The sequence below is a fragment of the Sphingobium sp. SCG-1 genome (genome assembly GCF_002953135.1).
Taxonomy (GTDB): Bacteria; Pseudomonadota; Alphaproteobacteria; order Sphingomonadales; family Sphingomonadaceae; genus Sphingobium.
Genome location: NZ_CP026372.1, coordinates 3,289,574 through 3,315,484 on the forward strand (window position 1 = coordinate 3,289,574; position 25,911 = coordinate 3,315,484).

Here is a 25,911-nt window from a genome sequence, read left to right on the forward strand (position 1 = left end):
CTCTAACCCACCACCCTAACCACCCGCGCTAAGGGCTGCATAGGCACCCGCACCAAACTCACCTCCACCAGATCCAGCGCCACAAGTTCGCGTGGCCGCTCCCCCCGCGCCACCCTCACCCGATACCCAAACGACAGCCCGTCCAGCGCGCCCGACCGCAGCATCGCCGCCGCCTCGCGTCCCGCCGCCGTCCGCTCCGACACGCGGCCGATCACCCGCAGCCCACGCTTGTCCTCCCCCAAAGTCTCGACGAAGCCCACCGGCTGATCCACGCGATGCTGCCACAACAGCGGCACGCTCCGCCCGCCGAGCGCGCCGAAAGCCCCCCCCGCACCACGTCGCCCCCGCGATCCACCGCATCGAACACCGCTGCATAGCCCGCGAACCGCACGCCGCTCCCGCTTTCGGCCACACTCACGCCGCCAGCGCTCATGCGGAAACAAGGGCGAGCAGCCCCAGCTTCACCGCCACCCCGATCAGCACCAGCGCCAGGCACCCGCGCACCGTCCACCCGATCGCCGCCGACCACGCCGTCTTCTTCGCGGCCCGCCAGCCTTTCAGCATCGCGCGCAGCTCCTCCACATCCTTCTCCGCCCCGCGATCGCCGAGGCCAACGCGCGCCAAGGCCCGCCCCGCGCCCGCCTCGCTCGCTTCCTCCACCAGCGCCCGGATCATCACCAGATCGCCCCCTTCCGCATCCGCCTGCGCCACCAGCCGGGTCAGCATTTCCGTGTTTTCCATGGGTTTTCTCCCCTCCAACGTCCCCCTCTCCCTATGGGGGAGAGGCAGCGAGACTTAGTGGCTCTGCCACTTAGTCGCAGCGGTGAGGGGGAGACGTCCTATCGATGGCGCAGAGCCCCCTCACCCAGTTCCGCTAGGCCTTGCGGCCAAGCTCCACTACCTCTCCCCCAAGGGGAGAGGGGCCATCTCGCTTTCGACCAACCCAATCCCCAACATCCCCCGCTTCTCCTCCGCGCTGAGAAAATCCGCCCCCGCGACCCGCGCCCACAAATCCGCGCGCTCATCCGCCAGCGCCACCACCCGATCCAGGTCCACCGCCAAAGACACCCCCGGCCACCACGCACCCAACCCCTGAGACACCGCCCCCAATATCGCCTCCGCCAATGGCAGCACCGTTTGCCGCCACAGCGCCTTGTTCGCCTCGCGATAATTGGCATAGGCATTGTCGCCCGGCAGCCCCATCAGCATCGGCGGCACCCCGAACGCCAGCGCAATCTCCCGCGCCGCCGCACTCTTAAGCCCCACGAAATCCATGTCGGCGGGCGTCAAACTCATCGCCTGCCATTTCAACCCACCCTCCAGCAGCATCGGCCGCCCGGCATTGCCCGCGCCCTGAAACGTACTCTCCAGTTCCGCCTTCAACCGCTCGAACTGGTCGGAGGACAATGCCGCACCATCCTCCCCCGGATCATAGACCAAAGCCCCCGAAGGCCGCGCCGCATTGTCCAGCAGCGCCTTGTTCCACACCGTCGCCGCATTGTGGATCGCCACCGCGCCCGCCGCCGCGCCCACGCACCCCAGCCCATAATGATCGTCCAGCGGATGCGCGGACTTGATGTGGATCACGGCAGTCCGCCCGCGCGCATCTTCGGACGCCAGCCGGGTAACATGCTCGCCGACGCGATACAGATACGCCATCGGCCACCCCCGCGCGTCGGCCTCCACGCTCACCCGCTCAGGCCGCAGCGCAAACAGCTCCGCCGGCTCCCCTTCCGCATCGCACGCGATCTGCACATAGCCATTGCCATGCAGCAGCACATGCATCGCCAAAGTCTCGATGAGCCGCTGCCCGCCCGACCTTTTCTCCACCAGCGCCAAAGCCGCCGCCCGCTGTTCCGCCTCTCCACCAGACGCGGAAACGACAACCGACCCCGCCCCCTCGGTGACAAGCCGCGCTGCCCGCTGCGCCACCGGATTGCCCAGCACCCCGGATCGCACCTGCGCCTCATAGGACGTCGGCCACTCGCCCAAAGGCACAACCGCACCACCACCCCAACTCCCACCAAAGGGGCGCGCAAAAAAAGGCCGCGCGGTCGCCTGCGCGGCCTTGAAGCCGAACCATTTCATGTGAATGCTCCCTAAATGTTGCCGCTAATGCTGGGGCGCTTCGATTTTCCGCCTACCGATCCGCACCATTGGCTTGCGCCTGATGCGGGACGCGTCGCCCAACGCCGGCAGCAGATCGAACGCTTCGAACACTGCCTGCATCTGCACCCGGTTGCGCTCCTGCTTGTAATTATGATGCCGCAATGCCGTTAGCTGACTGCCGCGCACATTATGATGCCTAGGCTTGATGCCGAGATTGGCTGGCACCACCGGCGTTCCGGCCAGCATGGCCATCGCCTTGAACCAGATGTCGTCCTCCGTCGGGCACAAAGCACGGAACGTCTCCACGTCCTGCACGCGCAGGTCCAGCGCGCCGGGCGGATACAGCACTCCGCCGGTGCCATAGGCGAACACATGATGCCCCGGCGTGGCGCAATGCGCCTTCTGATTGGCCGACCGAGTCAGGCTCGCCGGTGTCAGCAACTTGCCCTTCTTGATGCATTGGGCCTGCCCCTTGCCGTCCAACGGTATTGCCCTCGCCCAGTTGGCCGCAATGGCGCGGGGAAATTTCCGATGGGTTTTCAGCAGGCAGTCCACAGTGTTCGACGGATAGATCATGTCGTCATCGAACGTGACGATCATATCGTCCGGGAACTGCTGCAATGCATAAATCAGCTTGGTGTGTGGCCCCACGTCCGCCACGAAATGAATATTCAGCCCCAGCGCACGCAGCCGGGTCAGGCTGTCGGGCAGTTCCGTCTCACGCAGGGCATCGGACACATACAGATTGATGGAGCGCGGCCGAACCGATTGCATCATCATCGACTCTATCGCCGTATGCACCAAAGCGATGCGATCCGGCGTCGTGGTGATGCTGCCGACCAGTGACGGCTCCACCAGCCCGTGCAGGTCCAAGTCCGGCAACGCGTGCGACAATATCTCGGCCTGTGCGTTAATGACGGTATTGATCGCATAGTCCAGCTTGCAATCCAGCCGCAGGAGCAGCTTGATGACGAAAAGCAAGGCGATCAGGATCACGGCTGTCAGGACGGCAATAAGATATTCCACCTGTCAGCCTCTTCCGGTCATTGCGCCCAATGGGGCAAGCTTAGGGCGAAATCATTCCCGCAGACGCCCGCCCCCTACACAAATACCGACGCTGCTCCTAATGGATTATACGTACCACCTTTTCTGTTTCAGTCACGTTACATCGACGCACATGCAGGTACGCCACAGCGGATCGGAACGCAGGCGCGCAGGCTGTCGCACTGCCGCTCAAGTCACCTGTTCCGGCGCAGCACCCGATCGCAGGTCGAGTTCGTGCCTTCGCTCTTCCCGATCACCCGACCCGCAACGGCACCCGCCGCACCAGCGAGCAAGCTCTCGCCCAGATTGCCGCCGGCCAGCGCACCCACGCCAGCACCACCCGCCGCGCCGATCACCGTGCCCCGGTCGCGGCCCTTCTTCGCCTGGAGCAGGCAGTAGCGCACATCGTCACGATCACGCGGAGACGCCCGCGCTACCCGCGCCCGTTCCTTGCTGTTCAAAGAAGCGGCCAGCACTGGCGATGCGATCATCGTGAGGCCAACGGCTGCGGCGATAAACTTGACCATCTTCATGACAACAACTCCGAAAAATACTGCACGCACATGAAACGATCGCGTCTGCGCCCGGTTCCCCTCACATCCCCCGCACCCGCGTCGCCCCGCCGCGCCGCCGCCCGAGCATCAGCTCCGTCAGCGCCCAAACGCACGCATCCGCCCGATCCGGCGATCGCCCCGGCCCCGCATAACCGCCACCGATCAGCAACCCGCACAATTGATCCTCCAGCGCCGGAAACGCCCCGCGATGCGCCACCCGCCCCGCTTCGTACAGCGCCGCCACAGGTTCCGCCCGCGCAGACTTCCCCCGCGACGCATGGACCAGCCGCACCGGCAGTCCGGCGTCCGCCGCGCGCAGCACGCTTTCGATCATCGCGCCGCCATTATTCGCCTCGGCCACCACGCGATCCGCGCCATAGCTGAGCGCCGCGCCCGCCACGGCCCGCGCCCAGCCTTCCGGCCCGACGCCTTCGACGCTCGCGTCCGCCACCACATAGGCGCGCCCGTCGGGGCCGATCCCTGCCACCACGATCCCGCAGGCATCGCCCTCACCCGCCCCGGCCGGCGGATCGACCGCCACGACCACGCGCGTCAGCACCGCGCCACTATCGTCGCCGGAAGGCACATGCCGCACCCGGCACCGCTCGATCAGGTCGCGCGTCCACAGCGCACCCTCGACATCCTCCATCATCTCGCCGTTCAGCTCCTGCCGCCCCAGCCGCGTGCCGCCGAACTGCGCCGTCACAGCATCGATGAAGCCGCTCGCCAGATGGGCGCTATTATCCACTGTCCGCCCCTGCGTCAGCACCACGCCCGCGCCATCCACTCGCGCCAGCAGCGCCCGCACCAGAGCCACCGGCCGCGGCGTGCTCGTCGCCAGCAGTTGCGGATGCCGCCCCAGCCGCAATGCCAGCTCCAGATTATTCCACGCCGCCTGCCCCATCGGCCATTTCGCGATCTCGTCCGCCCAGCCATGGCTGAACTGCGGCCCGCGCAGGCTTTCCGGATCGGACGCGCCGAACAGGAATGCCTCCGCGCCCGACCGCCACACTAGCTTGCGCAGCGCCGGATGCCATTGCGGCCGGTTCCAGCCCGGCGCGATGGAAAGCAGCCCGCTCTCCCCTCCACCATCACCGACCGCGCCTCGGCGGGGCTCGCCCCCACCAGTGCGATCCGCGCCGCGCCGTCGCGCTCGGCGATCGCGCGGACCCACTCGGCCCCGGCGCGCGTCTTGCCGAACCCGCGCCCCGCCAGCATCAGCCACAACCGCCAGTGCCCCGGCGGCGGCAATTGTGCCGCCCGCGCATTCCACGTCGCCCAGTCACCGTTCAGCGCCGACAAATCCCCATTAAGCAGCCACCGCAGCAGCGCGGCCTGATCCTCGTCCTGAGCCAACCGCTCGAACAGCGTCTCCGCCATACATCCCCCAACTTTCCCTCTCCCCTCGGGAGGCAGCGAGACTTAGTGACTCCACCATTTAGTGGCGGCGGAGAGGGCGTACCAACCTATCGACGGTGCCTCCGCCTCATTCAGTTTCAGCAAGCCCACCGGCTAATCTCCACCACCTGCCCCCGGAGGGAGACTCACGACCGCCCCCGACTTCTCCAGCGCTCTCTCCCGCGCCTCTTGTTCTACCAGATGATCGCGCACGCTGTTCAGCCGCGCCTGGATCATCTCCCGCATGTCCCCGGCATCCTGCTCCAGCGCCAGCCCCGCACGTTGCACCCGGTATCGCTCGACGCTCGCCCTGTGCGCCGCCAGCAGCTTGATCGCATAGCCCAGTGACCCGCGGTTGACTGTCTTGACGGATTTCACTTTCGCATCGGGACCAAGGCCGTCGCGGATCGTTTCGACCTGCTCGATGCCCTTGTCGATCTGGCTCAGCGCCCAGAACTCGACTCGCTCATAGCCTCGCTCCTTCGCCTCCTCCCACAGCATCGCGAAGCCCGTGTCGCGCTTGCGCAGGTCATAGGCGCTTGCGACGCTCATCCGCACCAGCCGCGCGGGTTCCTGCACGTTGCACGTCTCCGCCAGCGCTTCCAGGAACACGGCGCGGCGCTTCGTCGTCCACCCATCCTTGCGCGTCGTGCGCATCTGGCTCCGCAACGCGCCGTTGCCGCTCCGGTACTTCTGCACCGTCCGGTCGAGCTTCGCGTGCAGCGCCCGTTCCCGCGCCTCGTCGCTCTCGCTATCCCATTCCCGTCCCGCCATAGCCCGTCTCCCCGCATCAGCCGCGCAGCCCAAAGCAAAAGGGCCAGCCCTTCCGGACCAGCCCCGCTTCGTGCCGCCGCAGCGACTCACAATTCCCAATATCGACATATGTGCCATAACAGCGTCACCATGTCAAGATATTTGTGCCTATTTGGTTATAACGGAATATGAGCGCTCGCGTTCTTGCCTTCTAACCCAATGAACTAAACCATTAAATCCGCCTAACCGCCTCTCACTTAGGGGAAATACGGATTGTGCCACAATGCGCCGATGCCGTAGCCGGACCTGGCGGATCAGTCCCCTAAGCAGACATATTGCCGACCGCCGTCATGCAGCCCATGCCGGCACTCTGACGCCATAGCCCCGTGCGCCAAATTCCAGGGCTGCTTTGAAAGTCGGCCTGGCCGGGAAGGAAACCGATGGAGTCCAGCATCGCGAACCATCGGGCTGCAAAGCTACCCCGCGTTGACTGGATCGACGCCGCAAAAGCCATCTCCATCCTCCTCGTCGTCTTCCATCATGCTCAGCTCGTCGCCAGCAGCGAGCATCTGTCCTGGGATTTCCTCACGCGGCTCGACCGACTGGCGCAGCCTATCCGTATGCCGCTGTTCTTCTCGCTGTCGGGCATTCTCGCGGGAAGTGCACTCGCGCTTCCCTGGAAGCAACTGCTCAAGCGGAAGGTCGTCTTCTATTACTATCTCTACGTCGTCTGGATGACGCTCTTCTGGCTCTACTGCCGGTATGTGCAGGTAGAGCTGCGGCAACCGGAGATGGGGCAATCCGTCGGCCTGCTGGTGTCGATGCTCGTCCTTCCCCGCAGCGGCTTCTGGTTCCTCTGGATGCTGGCGATCTTCTTCACGCTGGGAAAGCTGCTCGATCCATGGCGCGGCGCGCTCGCCCTGTGCGTGCTGGTCGCGCTGGCGCTGGTGGCGGAGATGATCTCCGTTCCCTTGCCGCTGCGCGCGGTCCGAAACATCTTCCTCTACGCACCGTTCTTTCTGGGCGGCGCGTGGTATGGCCGGCAGATACTCCCTCTCATTCAGCGCAGGCCGCTGCTGCTGCTCGCTCTTGGCGTGCTGTCCTATGGCGTCATGATGCTGTGGCTTCGCCTGGGAATGGCGGATATGCCAGGCACGGGCTTCCTGCTCTCAATTGCCGGGCTGTTGCTGGCCATCGGAGCGACCTGGCTGCTGTGCCGCTCGGAAACCATCAGACGCGCGCTGTGCTACATCGGTCGCAACACGCTGCCGATCTACGTGGTGCACGGGGTCATCATCAACACGGCGGTCGCAGCAATGCTCGGCATGTCGCTGCAAGCCTCGCTGTGGATCATTCCCATGCTGTCGGTGCTGGCGGTGGCGGGATCGCTGCTCCTGCGCCGTCTCCTCGGCCCGTTCGGCGCGCGCTGGCTTTACAGCGCCGATGGCCTCCACATGGCTCTTCAGTCCTTCAGGGCGGCCCTACACACGCGCGGCATACTGGCGCGACAGTCCTGACTCGCCGCCACGCTTTAAAAGCAAGCATTCAGCCGCGCTGAATAACTGCCATGCACGCAGCGCGCGGAGAAACACCTTGTGGCTTTCACGCAACGGCCTGTTGCATTTGCTGCAACTGCGAAGGCGTCCATTGCGATTGCGAATAGCGAAGGTCAGGATCATAGGCCGGTTCGCCAATGGCATAAAAACAACAATGATTGCAGGAAACAGTTATGCGTTACACAGTTCAGGGCGTCGCGTTGATGGTTGCGGTCGCAACCCAGATGCTCACTTTCTACTCTGTGCTTTTTGCCTGAGTGCTAGTGCACAGTTTTACCCTATCCTGCCTGGTAGGATTTTAGAAAAGGCCACTCCGGCGATGATCGGGTGGCCTTTTTCTTGGCACTGTCCTGACGACATGCGCGCGGCAGCCGCACTTGGCCTTGGGCACAACCGACCATAGCGCTCACATAGGTAATCGCCGCTCATCCGAACCACTCCGCGACCCAGGACGTTTTCAACCGCTTGAGAACACAGGGAGGCTTGGTGACGAACCCGATCCGCGAACCGCTGGAATCCAACACGCAGGTTCACGCCCCGCCACCACCCGCCACTCTCCTACAGCGCTTCGGTGCGGGCATCGTTACCGGCGCGGCGGATGACGATCCTTCCGCCATCGGCACCTACGCCAGCGCAGGGGCGCGCTTCGGCCTGGGCTTCCTCTGGATCGCCCCCGTGCTGCTGCCGATGATGTATGTCGTCGTCTATCTCTCGGCGAAGATCGGGCAGGTCTATGGCAAGGGCCTGTTTGCCTGCATCCGCGATCAGTTCCCCAAATGGGTGCTGGTGCCGATGGTCAGCCTCGCCTTCGCGGGCAATATCATAGAGGCGGCGGCGGACTTGGGCGGCGTCGGCGCGGCGCTGCAATTGTTCGTGCCGCTGCCGATCCCGGTCATCGTAGTGGCCGTTTCGACCGTCATCTTCACTATCCAGTATTTCGGCTCATACAGCCTCATCCGCCGCATCTTCCGCTGGCTGGCGCTGATCCTGTTCGCCTATGTCGCCGCTGCCGTGATGTCCCGCCCCGACCCGCTCGAAGTCCTGCGCGCCACCTTCATCCCCCGCCTTCAGTTCAATGCGGAGTTCCTATCGCTCACCGTCGCCTGCATCGGCACGTCGCTCTCCGCCTATGTCTATAGCTGGCAATCGAACCAGGAAGTCGAGGAGCAGATCGCCATCGGCCGCCGCCGCCTGACCCAACGCAAGGGCGCCTCCCGCCGCGAGATGAAGGCCACCAGCCGTGACGTGCTGACCGGCATGATCTTCTCGAACATCATCCTCTATTTCATCATCCTCTCGACTGGCCTCACCCTGCATCCCGCAGGCCAGACCCAGATCGAGAGCGCCGCGCAGGCCGCCGCCGCACTGGAACCCCTCGCAGGCCCCGCCGCCAAATATCTCTTCGCGGCGGGCATAGTCGGCGTCGGCTTCCTCGCCATCCCGGTAATGACGACAGGCGCAGCCTACGACATGACCCAGGGTTTAGGCCGCGAAGGCAGCCTCCACGACGCACCGACGCAGAACCGCCTCTTCTACGGCATTATAGCGGCGGTAACGGCCATAGCCGTCGCCTTGAACTTCCTAGGCTTCAACCCGATGCGCGCCCTCGTCTGGTCCGGCATAGTCCAGGGCTTCCTCGTCCCCCCGCTCCTGTTCCTGATGATGCGCCTCACCAACAGCCGAAAGGTAGTGGGCGCCCGCACCAACAGCATCTTGACTAACGCGCTAGGCTGGCTGACGGTCGCCGTCACTGCCCTATGCGCCATGGCGCTGGTGGTGATGTGGGTGGTTTGAACGATCACACCGGATCAATGCGGCAAAGTCGTCCCATCGTCGCGATGCGCCGCGCGGCTGGCTTTCCCCTTCGCCGCTTCCTTCAGCAGTCGGACGAGGCTGCGCTTGTCGGCGATCAGATGGGATTTGTCGAAACAGGCGAACGCCCCATGCTCGAACGCTTCGGTGCAGATCGGCGCGTCGTGCGTCGCGCTGCTCGACACCATCACATAAGCGGTCTCGTGCCAAAACCCCTTCAATTCGTCCAGCAACGCAATGCCGCCTGTCCCCGGCATGGCGATGTCCAGAGCGACGACATCGGGCAAGGTCTTGTGCACCTTCTCCACTGCCTCCTCCGCGTTCGAAGCCGTCCCCACGCACAGGAACGCGGGCTCCTTGCCCAGTATCTCCTCGAACATCGCCCGGATGGTCAGCGAGTCATCAACCACCAGAACCTTTATCTTCTCCATAGCCTGTCCTCTCGCGCTGTCATCTCCGGCTAACCTACTAGCTTTCGGCTATTTTTCCGTGAACTGACAGGCATAAGGACGACGGGTTTAAGAGTAAGTTTAGAAATACCGGACACATATCGTCGCCAGGAGGACGGTGGTCGTTCTCACTTGCGCATTGGGTCGATCACGCTATCCATCGGCCAGACGACGAACGGCAATGCCGCTCCGCCGTCGGGGGCTCGCCGGGGGGCGGCGAGAGAACATGCAGTGGGGGCTGCCGTTGAAAACAGTGTCTTTCTGGCGTCTTGCGGTGGCAATGCTCGCCGCAATCCATGGCTTCGCGCCTGCATGGGCGGATCAGGGTTCGAACGTAGACGCTCCAGCGCAAGCCGCGGCGCCACCTCCCAAACCAGCGCCATCGCTGGGCAAGCTACCCGTTGCCGCTTTCGCCAAGCTGCCATTCCTCGAAATGCCCGTCCTTTCGCCGAATGGACAGATGATTGCGGGACTGTTCGGGGCAAGGGAAAGCCAGGTCATCGGCCTCATGAACCTGTTCGCCAAAGGCGGGCCGATGACCATCGGCATCCCCGAGGGAACGCAGGTGCAGTGGATACGCTGGGTGAACGATGATCGGATCATCATCGGCCTTACCGCGCTGATCCCGATGAACGCCGACCGGTGGTACGTCTCGCGCCTCATCAGCATGGACGTGAAGACCGGCAAACCAACCAGGCTGCTCTGGGATTTGAAAGGGCAAAACGCGTCCGATGTATTATGGGTCGCGTCGGACGGCAGTCCGGATATCCTGGTCGCCGCACAGAACTCCATTTATTTCGGGCCGGACTTCTGGCCCTCCGTGTACCGCGTCGACACCGCCACGGGCCGCAAGAGCCGGGTAGTCTTGGGACGCGAAGGCGTGCACGACTGGTCTGCCGACATCACCGGCCGCATCCGTTCAGGCTTGGCCTACAACGACCGGAACCGCACTTTCAAACTGCTTTATCGTGACGCGGCGGGCGACGCCTTCCAGATCATAGATTCAGCCGACAGCCGCAAGCGCGAGACTCTGCAATGGCCGTTCCTGTTCCTGCCCGGCGGCTCACATGCGCTGGTCATGCACGATGACGATCGTGGCCGCAGCGGCATATACGAAACGGACCTGCTGACGCAGAAGGACGTGCGGACGGTCTTCACCATGCCCGACGACAGTTCGATGGAAGTGGCCTCTCCGCTGCTTTCGGATGATGGCGCCACGCTGCTCGGCGTCGCGACGACGGATCTGAACAACAGCGTGCACTGGATCGACCCCGCGCTCGCCGAATTGCAAGCGCTGTTCGACAAGTCGGTTCCCGGCAAGCGCGCCCGCATCGTCAGCTTCAGCAAGGATCGCAGCATGATGCTGGTTCAGGTGGGCGGCCCGGACATGCCGGGTTCGCTCTACTATTTCAGCATGAACGTCGGTGTGCTGAACAAGATCGCCGACGTGAATCAGGATGTTCGCAGCCGCCGGCTCGCGCCCGTGAAAGCCATTCGTTACAAGGCGCGTGACGGTCTGGAGATAGAGGGCATATTGACGCTTCCGACCGGCCTCGATCCGCGCGCCCTGCCCTTCATCGTCATGCCCCACGGCGGTCCGTGGGCGCGCGATGCGCTGAACTATGACTATATCGCGCAGTTTCTCGCCAATCGCGGGTATGCCGTGTTGCAGCCCAACTTCCGCGGCTCGACGGGCTACGGCACTGAATTCCTGCGCAAGGGAGAGGGCGAGATGGGCCTTGCCATGCAGGACGATGTGACCGACGCAGTGCAATGGGCCGTCAAGGAAGGCATCGCCGATCCGAGGCGCACCTGCATCGTCGGCGCGTCCTACGGCGGATATGCGGCGATGTGGGGCATCGCCAAGGAGCCTGAGCGCTATCGCTGCGCCATCTCGATCGCGGGCGTCGCCAGCCTGCGCCGCGAAGTCAACGACTTCGGCAACAACCTGATGGGCGGCAAGTTCAAGGATGACTGGGGCCGCATGACTCCGAATTTCGAAGCAGTTTCGCCCATTAACGCCGTGGACCGTATCAAGACGCCCCTGCTGCTGATCCATGGCAAACGGGACGTGACGGTCGATGTCTCCCAATCAAGCCGGATGTTCGCCCGGATGCAGGGCGCGGGCAAGCAGGTGGAATATGTTCCTGTCCCGCTCGCCGATCACTATTTCACGCGCCAGCCCGACCGGATCACACTCCTGACCGCGCTGGAAACCTTCCTCGCAAAACATAATCCATCGGGCGACGCCGCCGCCGGCGAGGTGGCAGCGGCGCAGTGAGCGTAGGTGTAGGCAGGACTAAATCACCGCCTCCGGCCGCTCCGCCATGCCTTCGATCATCGGCCGCTCGTCCTCCAGCACTGCCGCAATCGTGGGCCGCTTCTTGATGTCGCCGATCCACTGGCAGATGCGCGGATACGCCTCCATCGCAGTGCTGCAATAGGCAAGGTTAATGAGCGGCGAGGCCACCGCGACGTCGGCCAGCGTCATGCGATCCTCCACCAGGAAGCCGCTGTCCGGTATCACATTTTCCAGATATGCCAGCGACTGCGGCAACTCGTCGCGCTCCGCTGCATCCGCCGCCGCCATGTCGCCCTCGATCTTCATGAATTTCGGCGCGACGATGCGATTGAAGAACATCTTCCTGCCGGTCTCGAACAGGATCGTATCGGCGAACTCTTCGAACCAGATCGTCCGCGCCCGCGCTTTCGGATCGGTCGGGATCATGTTCGGCTCTGGACGCAGCGCCTCCCAGTAATGGATGATCGCGCTGCTGTCGCTGATGCCGAAGTCGCCATCCACCAGCGCGGGCATCTTGCCGAACGGAGACGCCGCCGCAAAGGCATCTCCGCCTCTGCCGAAGCCAGCGCCCTTCACTTCCACTTCGATGCCCTTCTCCGCCGCGAAGAACAGCGCCTTGCGCACGTAGGGTGACGGTCGCATGCCATACAGGATCATCGTCTCTCTCTCCGGATTTCCGTTGTCGGACGCGCCTCTCGTACACGGGCTTTCCTGTCCATGGGAATGACATAATGAGGCATAATGCATTCGCCTGCCCGTCCTCATGCCCCCTAGCCTACGCCCGGCAAACCCGCTACCGCAGCGCAACATGCTGAACCGCCTCTATCAATGGACGCTGGCCAAGGCCGCGCACCGCCATGCCGAACGGTGGCTGTTCGCCGTCTCCTTCATGGAATCGAGCTTTTTTCCCATTCCGCCGCATCCGCTGCTGGGTCTCATGTGCCTTGCCAAGCCGGAAAAAGCGCTCCGCTACGGCTTCATCTGCACCCTGGCGTCGGTGCTGGGCGGGCTGCTCGGCTATGCCATCGGGCACTTCTTCTTCGCGATGTTCGGCCATGCGCTGCTCGACACGCTGGGCCTCGCCAAGAGCTTTCCTGCCGCGCAATGCTATCTGCGCGAATACGGCGCGGAGATCATCCTCATCAAGGGCGCAACGCCGATCCCGTTCAAGCTCATCACCATCACGGCGGGCTTTGTCGGCCTGCCGCTGTTCACCTTCATCTGGGCCAGCGTCCTGTCCCGCGCGTTTCAGTTCATGCTGGTCGGCTTCCTGTTCTGGAAATTCGGCCGCCCGATCAAGGCGTTCATCGAGAAATATCTGGCCTGGCTCTCCGCCCTGTTCCTCGTGCTCATCATCGGCGGCTTCCTCATCGCCTCGATGCTGACCAGCAACGGGGCAGCCAAGACCGACAAATGCAGCCAGCCGCAAGCGGTCGTGGCGACGCAATAAAGGCTCATCGCGCTTCGCCGTAAACCACCACCCAGCCATCCACCGCGCCGAGCAGAGCGGCGGACCGGACCGGGATCAAGCTGCCGAATGGCTATCGACCAGAAATTGCCGTTGCACGTGCTTGTCGCATTTCCCAAAAGCAGACATGATCGGGCTATGCTCAAAGCCTCAGCCTCAGTCATTCTTTTCCTTGGGTCTACCGGCTGCTCAGACACATGCGAAAATAGCGTTGCGGCTAGGGTGGCCTCCCCTGACGGCCAGCGCGAGGCGGTCATGTTTCAGCGCGACTGTGGAGCAACGACAGGATATTCGACCCAAATCTCTGTTCTCGATAATGGCGAAACACCCGCTGGCGGTGGGAAAGCCTTTCGTGCAGATGATAATCACGGTGTCGCCGCTGTGGGCGAATCGCAGGGGCCGTGGGCAGATATGCGATGGGTCGCGCCAGATCGCCTTTTGATCCGCTATGCGTCAAAGTCGCGCGTTTTTGAGCAGGCGACCGATTTAAATGGGGTCACAATCGACTACCAGCAGGTGGCCCAATAACGACCATTTGTTGCCGTTCGTGCCGAATGAAACTGCAACCAGAACTTGCCCCAGTTGTGGGCTATTCTCAAGAAAAGATAGTACGCCATCTGCAGTTGGACGGGGTCTGCCCCTCTTCAAATAGCTCCACCCGATTAATTGCGTCCAACTGAGGCTGGGTAAACGGATTTGGCGATTTGAAATAGGCCGCGCCGTGTTCGCCATTCCAGATTGCTATTTGGTAGAGGCGATCCACCCGCTTTTGTGCAAATCGCGCGGGACCATTGGACGAGCGAGCTTTGACAATCCGACCTTTCGGGCGACTGGCCCAAGCTATTCCATGGACTTCAAGGGTTCCGAAAGCACCTTCCCAGCGGAAGCTGCCTCCGTGTATCCCACCTTCCAAAGTAGTGACTTTCTCATCATCTCGTAGATCGATAATCGGCGAATAGCCGCAGAACCGTCCCGGACCCACAATATCGCCAGCGTTCGCCGGAGCGACGACGAATGCTGAGAGCATCACTGCTGCTGCGATTATTATCCTCACGCTTGCCTCGATGAGAAACTCGGGTGGGCAGCTATAGCAACTTATGATCCGATAGCGGAAGTTCCGAAATCTACCCAAATCGCTCATCCACCCCAAAACAAAACCGCGCCCCTGAAGCTCAGGAACGCGGTCCGTATTTCGTTCAACCTCGTAAGGTCGTGGCTTACTGCCCCGATGGCGGCGGCCCAGCTTCCGGAGCGCCCGGCATCGGTGCGCCACCAGGACCACCCGGCATGCCCCCACCCGGCGCCCCGCCCTGCATCATCTGCATCTGGCGCTGCATCGCCTCGATCTCCGCGCGCGACTTGAAATCAAGCAGCGTCACGTCGAATTCCAGCGTGGAGTTGGCCGGGATCGGCCCCTTCGCTTCCGCGCCATAGCCAAGCTGCGGTGGGATGCTGATGTGGTACTTGCCGCCCTTCTGCATCTTCAGCAGCGCCTGGGTGAAGCCGGGCACCAACCCGTCGACCGGCAAAGCGGCCTGCTGGTTCTGGTCGAAGACCGTACCGTCCTTCAGCTTGCCGACATAGGACACCAGCACCACGTCGCTGACGGTCGGGCTGACGCCCGTCCCGGCTTTCAGCACTTCAAAGCCCAGCGATTCAGCCGAACCCGTGCCTGCATAGGCCAAGGCTCCAGCACCCAGCACCAAAGCTGCGATCCCGATCCACAGCTTCGTCAAGGAACCCTTGGCGACGGGACGGAGCGGAACGGCGGTAGTGGACATGGGGCCAGTGCCTTATGCTTGCAGAGTTGGAAAACAGCGTGCCGCGGATGGCCACATCGGCAACCCGCAGCGGATGCGTCAAACGTCGTTCTTACCGAACGCCGTCACGCTCCGCACGCTTGCGATCCATCTTGCGGGCACGACGAACAGCGGCAGCCTTTTCACGGGCGCGCTTTTCCGATGGCTTCTCGTAGTGACGGCGCAGCTTCATCTCGCGATACACACCTTCGCGCTGCAGCTTCTTCTTGAGTGCGCGCAGTGCCTGGTCGACATTGTTATCGCGAACGATGATTTGCATAAGGCCTTCAGTCTCCAATCGAACAACAGTCGAACCGCCGGGGCATTCCCATGCCCCACCGGGCCGGCCGTAAGCAATAATAAGGGGTCGCCGCAGAGCGGGTCTGCGCCGTGTGGCAGGCGCGTTACCAGCAGAGTCGCTTTAATTCAACCCCGGGGCAAAAATATGTCGCTCGGAAAACAGTAACTAAACCGTGGTATACGTCGCACTGGCCCGATCACTATCGACAGGGACCGGGGTGCCGTGGTTTACCGCGCCCGCACACTTAAGGATAAGGTCATGATGGCGACGGCCCCCACCGCTCAACCGATTACCATGTCTGACGCTGAATGGATGGCCCGTCAACAGCTTGCTGCCTGTTACCGGATCTTCGCGCGGCAGGGTTGGGACGAACTGATCTACAACCACATCACGCTGCGCGTGCCCGGTGAAGACGACGCATTCCTCATCAACCCCTATGGATTGCATTTCAGCGAGGTCCACGCCTCCAATCTGGTCAAGATTGACATCGATGGCAATGTGCTAGACGGCAGCCGCTATCCGGTGAACAAGGCTGGTTTCACGCAGCACAGCGTCTTCCATCGCCACCTGCCCGACGCGCATTGCATCATCCACACGCATACGACGGCGGGCATGGCGGTCGCCTCCACTCTCGATGGCTTATTGCCCATCAATTTCTACGCCGCCGCCTTCTATGGCCAGATCGCCTATCATGATTTCGAAGGCATCACGCTCCGCGCCGACGAAGGCGAACGGTTGATCGAGAGCCTGGGCGACAAGCGCACGATGATATTGCGCAATCACGGCACGCTGGTGATGGGCAACACGCTGCCCGCCGCCTTCGTTCGCCATTGGGCGCTGCAACGCGCCTGCGAGATTCAGGTGGCGACTGGCGCGGCGGGCCTTGCGTCTGTCATTTCCGACGAAGTGATCGCCGTGCATCAGCGCGACCTGGCGGGCGTTCAGCTTCCCGGCGGCGAAGGCGCGGCGGAGTTCGCGGCGATGGTCCGGCTGCTGGAACGCGACGAGACCGACTGGAAGCATTGAGGGGTCGGGATGACGCCCTAACCGAAGCGATAGCCCGACACCGTCCAGCCCAGCACGACACTGCGATGATCCAGCACCGCAGCGTCATCACCGCCCGCGCCCAATGCCACCATCAGCGGCAACAGATGCTCCTCACGCGGATGGGCATAGCGGCCATTGGTGAGGCCCGGCCAGTCCGCCACTCGGGCGGCCCGGCGATCCGGATCGGCATCGGTCACAGCCTCGCACAGCGCATCGTCCCAGGCGGCGGACGGTGCCGTCACCTCCGGCCCGCGCGCCCGCATATTGTGGAAGCTCATGCCCGATCCGACGATCAGCACGCCTTCCTCGCGTAGCGGCTCCAGCGCCCGCCCCACCCGGATATGATCCGCCGGATCCAGGTCCGCACGCAGGGACAATTGCACCAATGGAATATCGGCGTCCGGAAAGGCGACCTTCATCGGCACGAACACGCCATGATCCCAACCCCGCGCCTGCTCCTCGCTCACCGGGAACCCGGCGCCCTCAAGCAACGCAGCGACGCGCCCCGCCAGTTTCGGCGAACCCGGCGCGTCCCAACGCAATGCATAGGTATGCGGCGGAAACCCGTAATAGTCGTAGAGCAACTCCGGCTGCTCGCCGCCATGCACGGTGAAGCCCGGCTCCTCCCAATGGCCCGAAATCAGCAGTATCGCCTTGGGCCGCTCGGGCAGCGACCCCGCGATCCCCTGAAGATACGCCTCCATGGGCCGCCACATCGGATCGGGCGGGCCATCCGGGTTCATGAAGAAGCAGGGACCGCCGCCATGCGGCACGAAAAGCGTGGGTTGTTTGCTCATGCCGCCAACATCGCGTTTCCTTTCGCGCGATCAAGCGCATAACGCGAAACGCAGGGTTCCTGAAATCGCGGGCCTGCGATAAGGTCGCGCCCGATGACCAGCTTCACCGTCAACGACCGCCCCGTCCGCTATCGCATGGACCCGGACACGCCCTTGCTCTGGGCGCTACGCGACGCGTCGAACCTTACCGGCACCAAATATGGCTGCGGCACCGGCGATTGTGGCGCGTGCACCGTCGACATAGACGGCGAAGCGATCCGCTCCTGCCAGATCACCATCGCGCAGGCCGAGGGGCGCTTCGTCACCACGATAGAGGCGCTCTCGCCTGACCGCAGCAACCCGGTGCAGCAGGCATTCGTCGCCGAAAACGTGCCCCAATGCGGCTTCTGCATTCCCGGCATGATCATGGCCGCCTCGGTCCTGCTCAAGCGGAATAATGATCCGAGCGACGCGGACATCGACGCCGCGATCACCAACCTGTGCCGCTGCGGCACCTATCCCCGCATCCGCGAAGCCATCAAGCGCGCGGGCCGCATCCAGCGCGGCGAGGAACAGGTCGCTGCCGCACCTCCCTCCGGCGTCGCGTTGAAGGACGCCGCCCGTGTAGTCCCCTCCTTGCGAGCGCCCTGACCACTCGCCCCATTTCTTTCGCAATGCTGTCACATCAATTCAGCATCGCGACATCGCGCAAGGTCCATAAGCAGTGCACAAGGGGTCGAACCGGCCCCGCTTGAGGACGAAGGCGATGACGATAAGAACAATGATGCTCGCTGGCCTGATGACCGCAACGGCGCTCGGCGCGGCGGTTCCGGCATTCGCACAGCAGGGCGACAACAACGGCTGGCGCGGACGCGGCAATGGCGGCGAACAACGCCAGCAGCAGCGTTCCGAGGCGCGCGCGCAGATCGGCGGCAACGCGGAAGGCCGCAACTGGCGCGGTCGCGGCGATGCCACTGCCGGCGCACAAGTCGTTCGCCCCCAGGTGGCCCAGCAGCAGCAGGTCGCACCGCAGCAGCGCGGTGACTGGCAGCGCGATCGGCGCGATGCACGTCAGGACCAGAGGCAAGACTGGCAGCAAAATCGTCAGCAGCAACGAGATGTGACACGCGACGCTCGCAACGGCGACTGGGGTCAGCGCGCCGAGGGCCGCCGTGACTGGCGCAACGATCGCAACGATCGCCAGGACGGACGCCGCGATGGCCCGAACCAGAACTGGCGCGATAATCGCGGCGGTAACGATGTCCGCGGTGACAATCGTCGCTATGACGATCGTAACCGGAACTATAGCAACGGCGATTATGCCGTCCGGCGCTACGATGGTCGCAACCGCCTCGACAACCGTGAACGCTGGGCGAACCAGCGCCGCTGGGACAATGGCTGGCGCAATGACCGCCGCTATGACTGGCAGAGCTACCGCCGCAATTACGGGCAGATCTATCGCCCCGGCCGCTATTATGCGCCGCGCGGATGGAACTATGGCTACCGGCAGTATTCGGTCGGGATCTTCCTTGATAGCCTGCTTTATTCGAACAATTACTGGCTGGACGATCCCTATCGCTATCGCCTGCCGCCCGCCTACGGATCGATGCGGTGGATCCGTTATTATGACGACGCGCTGCTGGTGGATACCCGCGACGGCTATGTCGTCGATGTGATCAACGGCTTCTTCTACTGATCCGCACATGAGTTCCTGAACTGGCCTTCAGGAAGACCAACTAGACCCGGAGCGGCGACGTTCCGGGTCTTTTTTATGATCTGTGATCTTGTCCGGCACGCAACCGGCTGGCAGGAAAAGCGCATGCAGAACGATGTCATAGACGATGGCGGCACCGCTTCCCCGCTCCGCGCGGAGATCGGCGCGCGCGTCCGCAAGCGCCTGGACCGCAACCCGATGGTCAGCCGCATAGCCAGCGAAAAGCTCGACATCTATGGTAGGCAGGCATTCCTCTCCCCGCAGGAATGCGCCGCGATGCGCGACCTTATCGATGCCGACGCGCAGCCGTCCACGCTGTTCTCCGGCAGCGCCAATGCCGATTATCGCACCAGCCATAGCTGCAACCTCAACCCCTGGACCCCGCTCGTCAGCGGCATCAGCGATCGCATCAGTGCGCTGCTCGGCATAGACGCCAGCCACGGCGAAACGCTGCAAGGGCAACGCTACACCGCCGGGCAGCAATATAAGGTCCATTGCGATTATTTCCCCGTAACCGCCAATTACTGGCCCGCCATGCTCCGCTCGGGCGGGCAGCGGAGCTGGACCGCGATGATCTACTTGAGCGACGTGGCGGAAGGCGGCGAGACCCATTTCCCGATGTGCGAATTCATGGTGCCGCCCAAGGAAGGTATGATCCTCATCTGGAACAACATGGACCGCAACGGCGCTCCCGAAAAGGCAAGCCTCCATGCGGCCAAGCCGGTCATCAGCGGCACCAAATATGTCGTCACCAAATGGTATCGCGAACGCCCCTGGACGCCGGGAAACGCTGGCTAGGCTGGCTAGGCTGGCGGAGCTTGAAACCACTCCCAATTCCGTTCGGGCTGAGCGAAGTCGAAGCCTCCTGCTGAGCGAAGCGAAGAATACCTCGCCTGCGGCTCGGCATAACCCTTCGACTTCGCTCAGGGCGAACGGATAGGAGGGCATAAGAGCTAAAGGCGCAGCAAGCACGCCTCTCCCGTTACACTTTATTACCAAGCCTTTCTGATTCCTGACGCCGTCATTCTCACGTCGTTCAGAACGAATCCGCAATAAAGGCGTTGTTGATGCAGGGCGTGCCTCCTTTCGAAAGGCACCCTGCACCGGCAGGATCAAACGCCCCATTTGTGAATGGAGAGACGACATGCGTAAGTTCATCATCACGGCCCTGCTGGCCGCCACCGCGATCCCCGCGACGGCATCGGCGCAGTCCGCCGGCGAAGTCCGCCGCAGCCAGCGCGACCTGCGCGAAGAGCAGCGCGAGCTTCGTGACGCCCAGCGCTACGGCAGCCGCCGCGACGTTCGGGAAGAGCGCCGTGACGTGCGCGACGCTCGCCGCGAAGTGCGGGAGGACTGGCGCGACTATCGCCAAAGTCATCGTGAAGTCTACGCCCGCGGCAACTTCCGCGCACCCTTCCGTCAACAGCAATGGCGGCCCGGCGCACGGATTTCGAGCAACTATTATGGGTCGCGCTATTACATAAACGATCCGTACCGCTATCGCCTGCCTAATCCCGGCCGCGGCCTGCGCTACGTCCGTCACTATGACGATGTGCTGCTGATCAACCCCCGCAGCGGTCGCGTGGTACAAGTCTATAACCGCTTCTTCTGGTAAGCGTTAAACGACACAATGACGAAAGCCCCCGTGCCGAAAGCACGGGGGCTTTTGCGTCGATGATGGGCAGTAGCCAATAGCCTAGCGACCGACCGGTGGCCGCGCGCTCCGTCGCGGGAGCAGCGCGGCCGATGACCATCGGGGGAGGTGACGATCATCAGTCCGAAAGGGGGTGGACCGTGAGCGAGAACAAGACACGGTCAATAAGGTTCCGCCGTCGGTAATCAGACGTAGAGGGCTTCCCCGATCAGCTTGCGGCTGTTGGCGATCCCATACAGCTTGATGAAACTGCCCATGCGCGGCCCCTGATCCGCACCCAGCAACGTCTGGTACAGCGCCTTGAACCAGTCGCGCAGTTCGGCAAACCCGAAATGTTCATCCTTGCCAATGGCATAAACGATATTCTGGATATCCTCTGCACTGGCATCTTCGGGCAGCGCCGCCAGTTCCGCGTCCAATTGCCGCAGCGCCGCCGCCTCATTCTCGGTCGGCGCCCGCCGCTTCAATGTCGGCGCAACAAAGTCGCGGTGATAGGCCAGCGCATGGCCGATTAGTGCATCAAGATCAGGTTCCGATTCCGGCGTCGCATCCGGCACATAATTGCGCAGATAGGCCCACACCTGCTCCCGGCTGGCATCGCCCATCACCCCGACGAGGTTTAGCAGAAGGCCGAACGTCACCGGCAGCTTGCCCTCGGGCGGCGCGCCGTCATGGATATGATGCACCGGATTGCCCAGCCGCTGCTCGATGGCCTGACCTTCGTAATTGCCCCGGAACTGCCAATATTCGTCAACCGCGCGTGGGATCACGCCCATGTGCAGCGACTTGGCCTTCTTCGGCTCACGATAGGCATAGAACGCCAGGCTCTCCTGCGGCCCATAAGTCAGCCATTGCTCCAGACTGAGGCCATTGCCCTTAGATTTGGAGATCTTCTCGCCATTCTCGTCGAGAAACATCTCGTAATTGAAGCCCTCCGGCGGACGCGCGCCCAGCGCACGGGCGATCTTCGAACTTTGCGTGACCGAATCGATCAGATCCTTGCCCGCCATCTCATAATCGACGCCCAGCGCCACCCAGCGCATCGCCCAATCGACTTTCCACTGCAACTTCGCGCCGCCCGACAGGATCGACTGCTCGATCGTCTCGCCCTCGTCGACAAAGCGGATGATCCCCGCCTCCGCATCGACCACCAAGACCGGCACCTGCAACACGATCCCGCTCTTGGGGCTGATCGGCAGGATCGGCGAATAGGTGAGTTGCCGTTCCTTCCGCAGCGTCGGCAGCATGATGTCCATGATCGCCTGATAATGGCGCAGCACATTGCGCAACGCGTCGTCGAACTTGCCGCCGCGATAATAGTCGGTGGACGACGCGAACTCATATTCAAAGCCAAAACGATCGAGAAAATCCCGCAACATCGCATTGTTATGATGCGCGAAGCTCTCGAATTTCCCGAAAGGATCGGGGATTTGCGTCAATGGCTTGCCGAGATGTTCGCGCAGCATGTCGCCGTTGGGCACATTATCCGGCACCTTGCGCAAGCCATCCATGTCGTCGCTAAACGCGATCAGCCGCGTCGGAATGTCCGACAGCGCATGGAAAGCATTGCGCACCATCGTCGTGCGCAGCACTTCGTTGAACGTCCCGATGTGCGGCAGTCCCGAAGGCCCATAGCCCGTCTCGAACAGCACATAGCCCTTCTCCGGCGCGCCATTCGGATAGCGCTTCAGCAGCTTGCGCGCCTCTTCATAGGGCCAAGCCTTGGAGGCAAGCGCAGCATCGCGCAGGGAAAGCGGTTCGGTCATGGACATTCCGTGGACAAATAAGAGACCGCTCCCCTTAGCTGCACTTGCCCGCGTCTTTAAGCCCTTTTCAAAAATCGGGGCGTCCTCGACTACTCGATCGTGCATCCCTCTGATTTTAGACCATAGTCGCAAACGTCATGCGCATTTCCTTAACCAGGATCAATTATCCCGAGTCCTTGAAGGAGCCTTGCCATGCAGGCAAAACGCGGCAGAGTGCGCGTAGCGGTGGACATCCCCGTCACGATCACGACAGTGCTGGATTCGAAACCGGCGACGGTCATCAACCTCAGCCCCAGCGGCGCGCAGGTGCAGGGCAGCGTCCTTCCCAAAGGCACGACGTTCCAGCTCGATTGCGAAGGCTACACCACCTACGCCAAGGTGATGTGGGTCAAGGAAGAAGACTGCATGGGCGTCCGCTTCCCCTTCCTCCTCACCGAAGGCCCGCTATTCGTCGCGTTCGAAAACGCCCAATCCCGCGCTCATCGCCGCGGCATGCCCCCCGCCAGCCTCCCCGAAGGCGCGCCTGCCCTCGCCTTCGCGGGCTTCGGACGCCGCGCGCGATAAGGCCGCTCGTCGCTTTCCTCACACATTTGCCATAAAACAGGTTTCCCCTTTGTTCCCGCTGCCCTAGATAAGGCGCAGTGACCCCTACGCCGCTTCCCTCCTCGCAACTATTTCCCGCCCTGCACGCCAGCCACGGCGGCATCTGGCTGCGCGAAAATGGCGAGACGCGGGGGCTTTCAAAGGGCGAGGCAGTCAGCCGCGCCGCCGAAACGCCAGTCATCCTGCTGAACGCGCCGCTCGCAGGGCAGCGCCTGGGCTATCCCGATCTTAACGGTCTCGACGTGCTGGAGCTATGGGCATTCGTCCACCCCGCCCGTTTCGTCGTGCCGACGGCAAAGGGTCTCGCCGAAGCGCTCGACCTGCAAGCTCCCGCAACCGAGGCCGACATCCCCGCGCTCTGCCACGCGATAGCCGACCGCCTGATCGCACAGCTTACTGCCCCCGACTGGCCAGAGCGCGAGGGTGCATGGACATCGGCGCAATCGCTCTACCGCCTGCGTTGGCCATGGGCGCAATTGGTGATGCCGCATCTCGCAACGCCCAAACAGGCGGAGCGCTGGCTGTTCAGCAAGCTGCCCGAATGGGAGGAGACCGCCGCCCGCCCTGCACCCCGCACCATCAGCCTCAATGGCGACAAGGTGCTCGACCGTCTCGACATGCTCACGGGTTCAGGGGCGGAAGCACGCCCCGGCCAGCGCGCCTATGCCGAGAACGCCGCCGCCAGTTTCGCGCCCCGCGCGATGCGCGACCAGCCCAACATGCTGCTCGCCGAAGCCGGCACTGGCATCGGCAAGACACTGGGCTATCTCGCCCCCGCCTCGCTCTGGGCAGCGGAGGCGAACGGCGCGGTCTGGATATCGACTTACACCAAGGCGCTGCAACGCCAGCTCGACCGGGAAACCCTGCGCCTCTTCCCCGATCCCGAAACCCGCAAACAGCGCGTCGTCGTCCGCAAGGGCCGTGAGAATTATCTCTGCCTCCTGAACCTCGAAGACGCCCTGCAAGGCGGCTTCGCAGGCCGTGCCGCCGTGCTCGCGCAACTGGTCGCGCGCTGGGCTGCCTTCACCAAGGATGGCGACATGGTCGGCGGCGACTTGCCCGGCTGGCTGCCCACATTGTTCCGCCGCAACGGCTCGACCGCGCTGACCGACAGGCGCGGTGAATGCATCTATGCAGGCTGCCCGCACTACCGCAAATGCTTCATAGAGCGCGCCGCTCGCGCCTCCGCCGACGCCGACATCGTCATCGCCAATCACGCGCTCGTCATGATAAATGCGGCACGCGGACGCGAAGCGGGCAATCAGCCCAGCCGTATCGTCTTCGACGAAGGCCACCACCTGTTCGACGCCGCCGACTCGACCTTCTCCGCACTGCTTTCGGGGCAGGAAGCCATAGAACTGCGCCGCTGGGTAATCGGCCCGGAAGGCACGTCGCGCGGCCGCCGCCGCGGCCTTGCCGCGCGCCTTTCCGACGTCGCAAGCTACGACGCGGAAGGCGGTCTCGCCATCGAGGCCGCGCGCCATGCCGCGCAGGCGCTACCCAGCGACGAATGGCTGAAGCGGATCGTCGCGGGCGATCCTTTCGGGCCCGTCGAAGCGCTGCTCGCCGCCGCCCGCGGAACCGTCTACGCGCGCGCCGCCGAAAGCGGCAAGGATGCCGACGCGGGCTATGGCCTCGAAACGGAACTCGCCGAACCCGACGGCGCGCTGGTTGAGGCCGCGCAGTCCGCCGCCGAAGCATTGGACGCCCTGCTCCGCCCCCTCACCCATCTCGGCAAGCGGCTGCAGGCGGTGATCGAAGACCCGCCCGACTGGCTCGACGGACAAGCCCGCGCGCGCATCGAAGGCGCCATCGCCTCGTTAGGCTGGCGCTGCGATCTGGTGGCGGCGTGGCTGGCCCTGCTCTCGCGCATCGGCGGTCCGGCCGATCCCGATTTTGTCGATTGGCTCGCCGTCGACCGCTATGAAGGCCGCGAGTACGATATCGGCATTCACCGTCACTGGCTCGATCCCACCAAGCCGCTGGCGCAGACCGTTCTTAAGCCCGCCCATGGGGTCATCGTCACTTCCGCCACGCTGAAGGGCGGCGGCGGGTGGGACATGGCCGAAGCGCGAAGCGGCACGCTCCACCTCCCCCGCCCCGCCGCCCGGTTCGAGGCGACCAGCCCTTTCGACTATGCCGCACAAGCGCAGGTGCTGATCGTCACCGACATCAAGCGCGGCGACATCGCCGCCATGTCCGGCGCCTATGCCCGCTTGATCGAGGCCGCGCAGGGCGGCACCCTCGGCCTGTTCACCGCGATCCGCCGCCTGCGCGCCGTCCATGCCCGCATTGCAGACCGCCTCGCCCGCGCAGGGCTGCCGCTGTTCGCGCAGCATGTCGATCCGATGGACACCGGCACGCTGGTCGACATCTTCCGCGACGATCCCCGCGCTTCGCTGCTCGGCACCGATGCCCTGCGCGACGGTGTGGACGTCCCCGGCGATTCGCTCCGCCTCGTCGTCATAGAGGGTGTGCCCTGGCCCAAGCCCACGGTGCTGCACGCCGCCCGGCGTCTTGCGGGCGGTGGCAGCAAATATGACGACGCCCTGATCCGTGCCCGCCTGGCGCAGGCCTTCGGGCGCCTCATCCGCCGCGCCAGCGACCGCGGCTGCTTCGTCATCCTCTCCGCCGCCATGCCCAGCCGGCTCCTGTCCGCCTTCCCGGAAGGCGTCGCGATCCAGCGCGTCACCCTTGACGAGGCGATCCTCACCGTCAGCCGACTTTCCGTACCGGAAGCCCTTGGCGCGCGCGCCGCTTTCGTGCATCAGGACAGTGCTGGCGACCCCTGACGAGCGGAGAGACA

24 protein-coding genes and 2 pseudogenes are annotated in these 25,911 nt (G+C 63.5%); 12 read left to right on the forward strand and 14 right to left on the reverse strand.

Annotated features, from left to right (window positions below):
* Window positions 1-2: 2 nt before the first annotated feature.
* The 7 genes and pseudogenes from C1T17_RS15115 to C1T17_RS15145 form a co-directional block, all read right to left on the reverse strand.
* Window positions 3-433 (reverse strand): annotated as a pseudogene (locus C1T17_RS15115) (HK97 family phage prohead protease).
* Window positions 430-741, reverse strand: a complete 312-nt coding sequence (locus tag C1T17_RS15120) for a DUF6127 family protein (protein ID WP_104954152.1) — start codon at window positions 739-741, stop codon at window positions 430-432. Before C1T17_RS15120 ends, C1T17_RS15115 begins: the two are co-directional and overlap by 4 nt.
* A 156-nt stretch (window positions 742-897) precedes the next feature.
* Complete coding sequence (locus C1T17_RS15125) at window positions 898-2,088, reverse strand: phage portal protein (protein ID WP_104954153.1); 1,191 nt, start codon at window positions 2,086-2,088, stop codon at window positions 898-900.
* Between the two features lie 24 nt (window positions 2,089-2,112).
* Window positions 2,113-3,135, reverse strand: coding sequence for a hypothetical protein (locus tag C1T17_RS15130; RefSeq protein ID WP_104954154.1), 1,023 nt, complete (start codon window positions 3,133-3,135; stop codon window positions 2,113-2,115).
* Window positions 3,136-3,347: 212 nt separating this feature from the next.
* The gene (locus tag C1T17_RS15135) at window positions 3,348-3,686 is read right to left on the reverse strand and encodes a hypothetical protein (RefSeq protein WP_104954155.1); all 339 of its coding nucleotides are present in this window, start codon (window positions 3,684-3,686) and stop codon (window positions 3,348-3,350) included.
* Window positions 3,687-3,747: 61 nt separating this feature from the next.
* Window positions 3,748-5,087 (reverse strand): annotated as a pseudogene (locus C1T17_RS15140) (DNA-packaging protein).
* Between the two features lie 132 nt (window positions 5,088-5,219).
* Complete coding sequence (locus C1T17_RS15145) at window positions 5,220-5,879, reverse strand: hypothetical protein (protein WP_104954156.1); 660 nt, start codon at window positions 5,877-5,879, stop codon at window positions 5,220-5,222.
* Window positions 5,880-6,298: 419 nt separating this feature from the next.
* Between C1T17_RS15145 and C1T17_RS15150 the strand changes: the two genes are divergently transcribed.
* On the forward strand, window positions 6,299-7,375 hold the full coding sequence (locus tag C1T17_RS15150) for an acyltransferase family protein (RefSeq protein ID WP_104954157.1): 1,077 nt from the start codon (window positions 6,299-6,301) through the stop codon (window positions 7,373-7,375).
* A gap of 525 nt (window positions 7,376-7,900) precedes the next feature.
* Window positions 7,901-9,208 carry an Nramp family divalent metal transporter gene (locus C1T17_RS15155; protein ID WP_104955271.1) on the forward strand — a complete coding sequence of 436 codons (1,308 nt, stop codon included), beginning with the start codon at window positions 7,901-7,903 and terminating at the stop codon, window positions 9,206-9,208.
* A 14-nt stretch (window positions 9,209-9,222) separates the two neighbouring features.
* Here C1T17_RS15155 and C1T17_RS15160 read toward each other — a convergent pair whose 3' ends face one another.
* On the reverse strand, window positions 9,223-9,657 hold the full coding sequence (locus C1T17_RS15160) for a response regulator (RefSeq protein ID WP_104954158.1): 435 nt from the start codon (window positions 9,655-9,657) through the stop codon (window positions 9,223-9,225).
* Window positions 9,658-9,928: 271 nt separating this feature from the next.
* On the opposite strand from C1T17_RS15160, the gene C1T17_RS15165 reads away from it, so the two are divergent.
* Window positions 9,929-11,956, forward strand: a complete 2,028-nt coding sequence (locus C1T17_RS15165; RefSeq protein WP_223262945.1) for an alpha/beta hydrolase family protein — start codon at window positions 9,929-9,931, stop codon at window positions 11,954-11,956.
* 18 nt (window positions 11,957-11,974) lie between these two features.
* Here the strand turns inward: C1T17_RS15165 and C1T17_RS15170 are convergent, their stop codons facing one another.
* Window positions 11,975-12,634, reverse strand: coding sequence for a glutathione S-transferase family protein (locus C1T17_RS15170; RefSeq protein ID WP_104954160.1), 660 nt, complete (start codon window positions 12,632-12,634; stop codon window positions 11,975-11,977).
* Window positions 12,635-12,785: 151 nt separating this feature from the next.
* Between C1T17_RS15170 and C1T17_RS15175 the strand changes: the two genes are divergently transcribed.
* Together C1T17_RS15175 and C1T17_RS15180 are read left to right on the forward strand one after the other, a co-directional pair.
* On the forward strand, window positions 12,786-13,427 hold the full coding sequence (locus tag C1T17_RS15175; protein ID WP_104954161.1) for a YqaA family protein: 642 nt from the start codon (window positions 12,786-12,788) through the stop codon (window positions 13,425-13,427).
* Between the two features lie 87 nt (window positions 13,428-13,514).
* Window positions 13,515-13,973, forward strand: a complete 459-nt coding sequence (locus C1T17_RS15180; protein WP_104954162.1) for a hypothetical protein — start codon at window positions 13,515-13,517, stop codon at window positions 13,971-13,973.
* A gap of 67 nt (window positions 13,974-14,040) precedes the next feature.
* Here the strand turns inward: C1T17_RS15180 and C1T17_RS15185 are convergent, their stop codons facing one another.
* The 3 genes from C1T17_RS15185 to rpsU form a co-directional block, all read right to left on the reverse strand.
* Window positions 14,041-14,472, reverse strand: a complete 432-nt coding sequence (locus C1T17_RS15185) for a hypothetical protein (RefSeq protein WP_223262633.1) — start codon at window positions 14,470-14,472, stop codon at window positions 14,041-14,043.
* A gap of 190 nt (window positions 14,473-14,662) precedes the next feature.
* On the reverse strand, window positions 14,663-15,226 hold the full coding sequence (locus tag C1T17_RS15190) for an FKBP-type peptidyl-prolyl cis-trans isomerase (RefSeq protein WP_104954163.1): 564 nt from the start codon (window positions 15,224-15,226) through the stop codon (window positions 14,663-14,665).
* A 91-nt stretch (window positions 15,227-15,317) separates the two neighbouring features.
* Window positions 15,318-15,524 carry a 30S ribosomal protein S21 gene (gene rpsU / locus C1T17_RS15195; RefSeq protein WP_104954164.1) on the reverse strand — a complete coding sequence of 69 codons (207 nt, stop codon included), beginning with the start codon at window positions 15,522-15,524 and terminating at the stop codon, window positions 15,318-15,320.
* Window positions 15,525-15,806: 282 nt separating this feature from the next.
* On the opposite strand from rpsU, the gene C1T17_RS15200 reads away from it, so the two are divergent.
* A complete protein-coding gene (locus tag C1T17_RS15200; protein ID WP_104955273.1) occupies window positions 15,807-16,571 on the forward strand; it encodes a class II aldolase/adducin family protein in 765 nt (254 codons plus the stop codon).
* Window positions 16,572-16,588: 17 nt separating this feature from the next.
* On the opposite strand, the gene C1T17_RS15205 is transcribed toward C1T17_RS15200, so the two are convergent.
* Entirely contained in the window at window positions 16,589-17,389 is an 801-nt protein-coding gene (locus C1T17_RS15205) for a DODA-type extradiol aromatic ring-opening family dioxygenase (RefSeq protein WP_104954165.1), read from the reverse strand.
* 93 nt (window positions 17,390-17,482) lie between these two features.
* Here C1T17_RS15205 and C1T17_RS15210 point away from each other — a divergent pair, with 93 nt between their 5' ends.
* The 4 genes from C1T17_RS15210 (at window position 17,483) to C1T17_RS15225 (ending at window position 20,697) form a co-directional block, all read left to right on the forward strand.
* Window positions 17,483-18,019 (forward strand): (2Fe-2S)-binding protein, encoded by a 537-nt coding sequence (locus C1T17_RS15210; RefSeq protein ID WP_104954166.1) that lies wholly within the window; start codon window positions 17,483-17,485, stop codon window positions 18,017-18,019.
* Between the two features lie 115 nt (window positions 18,020-18,134).
* Entirely contained in the window at window positions 18,135-19,064 is a 930-nt protein-coding gene (locus tag C1T17_RS15215; protein WP_104954167.1) for an RcnB family protein, read from the forward strand.
* Between the two features lie 123 nt (window positions 19,065-19,187).
* Window positions 19,188-19,880, forward strand: a complete 693-nt coding sequence (locus C1T17_RS15220; RefSeq protein WP_104955274.1) for a prolyl hydroxylase family protein — start codon at window positions 19,188-19,190, stop codon at window positions 19,878-19,880.
* A gap of 346 nt (window positions 19,881-20,226) precedes the next feature.
* Entirely contained in the window at window positions 20,227-20,697 is a 471-nt protein-coding gene (locus C1T17_RS15225; protein ID WP_104954168.1) for an RcnB family protein, read from the forward strand.
* A gap of 224 nt (window positions 20,698-20,921) precedes the next feature.
* Here the strand turns inward: C1T17_RS15225 and C1T17_RS15230 are convergent, their stop codons facing one another.
* Complete coding sequence (locus tag C1T17_RS15230) at window positions 20,922-22,502, reverse strand: lysine--tRNA ligase (RefSeq protein ID WP_104955275.1); 1,581 nt, start codon at window positions 22,500-22,502, stop codon at window positions 20,922-20,924.
* Window positions 22,503-22,694: 192 nt separating this feature from the next.
* Here C1T17_RS15230 and C1T17_RS15235 point away from each other — a divergent pair, with 192 nt between their 5' ends.
* The gene (locus C1T17_RS15235; RefSeq protein WP_104954169.1) at window positions 22,695-23,066 is read left to right on the forward strand and encodes a PilZ domain-containing protein; all 372 of its coding nucleotides are present in this window, start codon (window positions 22,695-22,697) and stop codon (window positions 23,064-23,066) included.
* A gap of 77 nt (window positions 23,067-23,143) precedes the next feature.
* Window positions 23,144-25,897, forward strand: coding sequence for an ATP-dependent DNA helicase (locus C1T17_RS15240; protein ID WP_104954170.1), 2,754 nt, complete (start codon window positions 23,144-23,146; stop codon window positions 25,895-25,897).
* Window positions 25,898-25,911: the final 14 nt, after the last annotated feature.

Bases quoted from the DNA above. Each gene is read 5' to 3' on its own strand.
- C1T17_RS15120 (WP_104954152.1), bottom strand. From the start codon at position 741: ATGGAAAACACGGAAATGCTGACCCGGCTGGTGGCGCAGGCGGATGCG.
- C1T17_RS15125 (WP_104954153.1), bottom strand. From the start codon at position 2,088: ATGAAATGGTTCGGCTTCAAGGCCGCGCAGGCGACCGCGCGGCCTTTT.
- C1T17_RS15135 (WP_104954155.1), bottom strand. From the start codon at position 3,686: ATGAAGATGGTCAAGTTTATCGCCGCAGCCGTTGGCCTCACGATGATC.
- C1T17_RS15145 (WP_104954156.1), bottom strand. From the start codon at position 5,879: ATGGCGGGACGGGAATGGGATAGCGAGAGCGACGAGGCGCGGGAACGG.
- C1T17_RS15150 (WP_104954157.1), top strand. From the start codon at position 6,299: ATGGAGTCCAGCATCGCGAACCATCGGGCTGCAAAGCTACCCCGCGTT.
- C1T17_RS15160 (WP_104954158.1), bottom strand. From the start codon at position 9,657: ATGGAGAAGATAAAGGTTCTGGTGGTTGATGACTCGCTGACCATCCGG.
- C1T17_RS15170 (WP_104954160.1), bottom strand. From the start codon at position 12,634: ATGATCCTGTATGGCATGCGACCGTCACCCTACGTGCGCAAGGCGCTG.
- C1T17_RS15175 (WP_104954161.1), top strand. From the start codon at position 12,786: ATGCTGAACCGCCTCTATCAATGGACGCTGGCCAAGGCCGCGCACCGC.
- C1T17_RS15180 (WP_104954162.1), top strand. From the start codon at position 13,515: ATGGCTATCGACCAGAAATTGCCGTTGCACGTGCTTGTCGCATTTCCC.
- C1T17_RS15185 (WP_223262633.1), bottom strand. From the start codon at position 14,472: ATGCTCTCAGCATTCGTCGTCGCTCCGGCGAACGCTGGCGATATTGTG.
- C1T17_RS15190 (WP_104954163.1), bottom strand. From the start codon at position 15,226: ATGTCCACTACCGCCGTTCCGCTCCGTCCCGTCGCCAAGGGTTCCTTG.
- rpsU (WP_104954164.1), bottom strand. From the start codon at position 15,524: ATGCAAATCATCGTTCGCGATAACAATGTCGACCAGGCACTGCGCGCA.
- C1T17_RS15200 (WP_104955273.1), top strand. From the start codon at position 15,807: ATGGCGACGGCCCCCACCGCTCAACCGATTACCATGTCTGACGCTGAA.
- C1T17_RS15205 (WP_104954165.1), bottom strand. From the start codon at position 17,389: ATGAGCAAACAACCCACGCTTTTCGTGCCGCATGGCGGCGGTCCCTGC.
- C1T17_RS15210 (WP_104954166.1), top strand. From the start codon at position 17,483: ATGACCAGCTTCACCGTCAACGACCGCCCCGTCCGCTATCGCATGGAC.
- C1T17_RS15215 (WP_104954167.1), top strand. From the start codon at position 18,135: ATGACGATAAGAACAATGATGCTCGCTGGCCTGATGACCGCAACGGCG.
- C1T17_RS15220 (WP_104955274.1), top strand. From the start codon at position 19,188: ATGCAGAACGATGTCATAGACGATGGCGGCACCGCTTCCCCGCTCCGC.
- C1T17_RS15225 (WP_104954168.1), top strand. From the start codon at position 20,227: ATGCGTAAGTTCATCATCACGGCCCTGCTGGCCGCCACCGCGATCCCC.
- C1T17_RS15230 (WP_104955275.1), bottom strand. From the start codon at position 22,502: ATGACCGAACCGCTTTCCCTGCGCGATGCTGCGCTTGCCTCCAAGGCT.
- C1T17_RS15235 (WP_104954169.1), top strand. From the start codon at position 22,695: ATGCAGGCAAAACGCGGCAGAGTGCGCGTAGCGGTGGACATCCCCGTC.